Consider the following 3,723-nt stretch of genomic DNA (forward strand, 5'->3'; position numbering starts at 1 on the left):
GGCTGGAATTAATGAACTGTAGGGAATTGTAAAAGGAGTTCCAGTCCAGCGTCCCCCCCAACGGATAGATTTAGGTTGCAGTGGGAATTGAACACCAGGATAATGATGGTCATTAGCGTAGTTACCAATTGCGATCGCTTCATATATAGATGCAACTTTACCTCCAGCGATCGGCAAAATATCCTGTTCTCGGACAGTAGTTAGCCCCACTAAGCGGCGGCTTTCCCGGTAATAGGGATGTAGAGCAAAAGCAGTAGGGGTGTGAGGAAATACTTTTTCTGCTAAACCATAGCGACGACCAAGCTGATTTTGGATAAAATGGGCAAAATTTTGGCTGTGCCAGCGAGATTCTTGGATGAATTCACCTCTGGATACATCTGACTCTATCAATCGCCCTACTCCTTCGCCGTAGTCATTGCCACAGATTGGCCAATTCATCATAAATAGGCCACCAGGCAAACGTCCATAATTTAAAAATGTCTCTGCGCCATAGCTATCCCAAGCGCCTGTAAACTGCGATGGATTATAGTTAGGCGCAGATGGAATTTCTGGTGCCGCAGCTACGCCCGTCGTAGACATCGCTTCACCAAAGTCTTGCATAATCACTACATAAGTGGGCGCTTGCACTGGATATCTTTCAGTTAAAGAGTTAAAAGCTACTGGGGCGCTGGGTTCTCCCCACTCAGATTGCAATTCCCAGCCCCAGCGATAGGGTATCTCAGCTAAAGGCAATAAATCTCCCAATTCTGTGCCGTCGAGAATAATTTTGGCTGTGACAGCAAAATCAGCAAAGCGCACACCAGTAATAGAATCACCTTGGCGAAAAACTTCTATTGGCACTTGTCCAGAAATCCAGTCCAGATTTGGCAATTCCTGCACCCAATCTGCAAAAATCTCTGCCCCAATCCGAGGATCGTAACTAAAAAAGCTTACCCAACTGTTATCTAATCCTCCGGGCTGTCGTTGTCGCAATTCCTGTAAAAACGCACCCCATAATCCCGTTTGAAAGGCTTCTAATTCGTTGCCATCGGGTGCGGATACTCCAGCCGAAGTCAGCATTCCCCCCAACCAAGGAAATTCACTCACCAGAATCGTTTTGGCTCCCCGTCGCGCTGCTTGGATAGCAGCCGCAGTGCCACCAGTTCCCCCACCGACAACTAAAACATCAGATGTGTATGTCTGATTAACCATTGCTTATACCTCACTGGAGTTTTGACATATTCTCCCCAGATAGCTTGGCATCAAACAAGATAAATTATCAGGACTTACGCAAAAATCCCCAAATAAATATCAATTTTATAGGAATCGTATTTGATTTTTGAAATTATCTACGTGGGCGGGGAGTGGGGAGTAGGGAGTAGGGAATAAGGAATTAGGCTTTTCGATCTGTACCGAGCTTTTTCATAAATCAAACATTAGTCCTATATATAAGGTTTCTATTTGATTGCGTGAAAAGGCCAGTCGTGTGGGCGGGTTTCCCTACTTAAGGTAACTGGCGTTGTATTGCCACCGAGAATACGGCATCCTTTATTGTCAGGAAAAATCAACTTTTTTATCTAGCTAGATATACTGATTTTGGAAAAATGAGAGAATTTTAAGTTTTGTACTCACCTAGCAGAAAGATTTTAGCAAAGTTGTTATTTTTAATTTATGCATTAAAGAAGTCAATATCAAATCCTTTGATGACAAGACTTACAAATAATTTTATTTTGGCTGGATATAGATAGGATTTGGGATTATATCTAACAAAAGCTTGATATTAAACAGCTATGAAGAAATACATCTCGTATATACAGCTAAAGATAGAGGTTGTTACTATATTTCGTATTTAAACTTAATATAAATAATAAGTTTTTATGAATTGCTAGTATTAAGTAATAATCAAAGTATTATGTTCACTAATTGCTTTAAAAATAATGATAATTTAAGTGTACATAAGGATAGGAATATATCAAATGTTGAGATAGCACTTTTTATAGATCAAATCAAAAGTAATATCTGGCTATTTGGTATTCCATCTTGGCTTTTTGGCATAAGCGATAGAAGCATAGCTGGATTTGCTGATGGTTATTTATCTCCTATAGAAATATTTCAGCTACTTACAGCCTCTTTCTTTTTTCTGAGTTGGCTATATCTCAAGCCTGATGAAAGCTTTAACAGCAATGATTTAGGCCCCAACGAATATCAAGAATATCTCGCTCGGACTCAAGCTAACAAGCTTCAAGTAAAAAAGCTCCACATGATTAGCCAGGAGTATATTTTACCGTTTCCTTATATTTGCCAAATTTATCATTTATTGAATTTAAGGCATTTGGAAACAGTTCATAGCTTTAGCCTTAATAACCTGAAAATTTTTCAAATTAGCCACTTTCAGCCCACAAATACTGGTGGAATAATTAAATTCCAAACAATATTAGATTCGCCGACGAATGCTTTGAGGATTTGGCGTCAACCGATTGTAGAGGTAGATTTAATATTACATACTCCCTACACTGTTGAACTGAGTATTCCAGTTTACAATAACAAAAGGATATTTGTTATATTTCATGCTTTCCCGTTAAATGACTTAGAGCATCACTTCTTTATAGATATTTATAGTGATTTAGAGTGGCCAAAGCCACTCTTACAAATAATATTGCATTTTGCTTCTTGTTTGACACTATTTGAAGATTTGCCCTATCTAAGAGCTTTAGCTGATAAAAATATAGGGCGTTTATTCAATTTAAGTAGGACTTCAAATCACGAGACTGCATTGCTGTTTAAAAGATACGTTGAGCTATATGGTTCGACTGGAGAACCAACTAAATTACTTGAGGGGAGGGACGAGAGTTAGGAGTTAGAGACGTGATGAATCGCGTCTGTACAAACAAGAATTAGGAGTTTGTTTGGTTAAGCGCGTGCTAGTAAGGGAGCAGCAGCTAGTAAGGTTTTGGTATAAGGGTGCTGAGGATTAGCAAAAATGGTTTTTGTCAAACCGAGTTCGACAATTTTACCGCCATTCATCACGGCAATACGATCGCACAAAAATCGAGCTAACCAAAGATCATGAGTGATGAACAAATAAGTTAACTCAAATTCTTCTTTCAATTGCAACATTAAATCTAGCACTTGCGACTGCACGCTAGCGTCTAACATACTTACAGGTTCATCACAGATCAAAAGTTTAGGGTGAGTAATCAAAGCACGAGCGATCGCAACTCTTTGCTGTTGTCCCCCAGACAAATCTGATGGATAACGTTTATAATACACTTCTGGCGGTGTTAACCCAACTTTCTCTAGCATCCACAAAACCTGTTCTTTTGCCTTAACGGGATCTGCTAAATTGTGGATAAATAAAGGATCAGCGATACTTTGTCCCACTGTCATCGCCGGATTGAGACAAGCATGGGGATCTTGAAAAACCATTTGTATTTGTCGCCGCGAGGAGCGAATTTCTTGACGCGACAGTGTAGTTAAATCTTGTCCTAAAAACTCAACTTTGCCACTCGTAGGACGAATTAGTTGCAAGATTGTTCGTGATAGCGTACTTTTACCACAACCTGATTCCCCGACTAAGCCGAGAATTTCTCCGGGATAAATATCCAGGTTGATACCATCTACTGCTTTAATTGTCTGGGTTTGTGTGTTAAACAGTCGTTCAATAAAGTTAGGTTCTATGGTGTAGTATTGCTTGAGTTCACTGACGCTCAAAATTGGGGATTGTTTATTAACAATCGGTAATTG

At 39.6% G+C, this 3,723-nt stretch carries 3 protein-coding genes; 1 reads left to right on the forward strand and 2 read right to left on the reverse strand.

The features are described from left to right. A partial coding sequence (locus VE944_RS00805; protein WP_324970954.1) for an FAD-dependent oxidoreductase occupies positions 1-1,191 on the reverse strand: 1,191 nt, incomplete at its 3' end. Between the two features lie 700 nt (positions 1,192-1,891). Between VE944_RS00805 and VE944_RS00810 the strand changes: the two genes are divergently transcribed. Beyond that, positions 1,892-2,833 (forward strand): hypothetical protein, encoded by a 942-nt coding sequence (locus VE944_RS00810; RefSeq protein ID WP_324970958.1) that lies wholly within the window; start codon positions 1,892-1,894, stop codon positions 2,831-2,833. Between the two features lie 56 nt (positions 2,834-2,889). Here the strand turns inward: VE944_RS00810 and VE944_RS00815 are convergent. After that, positions 2,890-3,723: ATP-binding cassette domain-containing protein (locus tag VE944_RS00815; protein WP_324970956.1), on the reverse strand; the 834-nt coding region annotated here is incomplete at its 5' end.

The sequence above is a fragment of the Nostoc sp. genome (genome assembly GCF_035638895.1).
GTDB lineage: Bacteria > Cyanobacteriota > Cyanobacteriia > Cyanobacteriales > Nostocaceae > Nostoc.

What these genes read in the sequence shown, in the direction of transcription:
- VE944_RS00810 (WP_324970958.1), top strand. Translation starts at nt 1,892, where the DNA reads ATGTTCACTAATTGCTTTAAAAATAATGATAATTTAAGTGTACATAAG.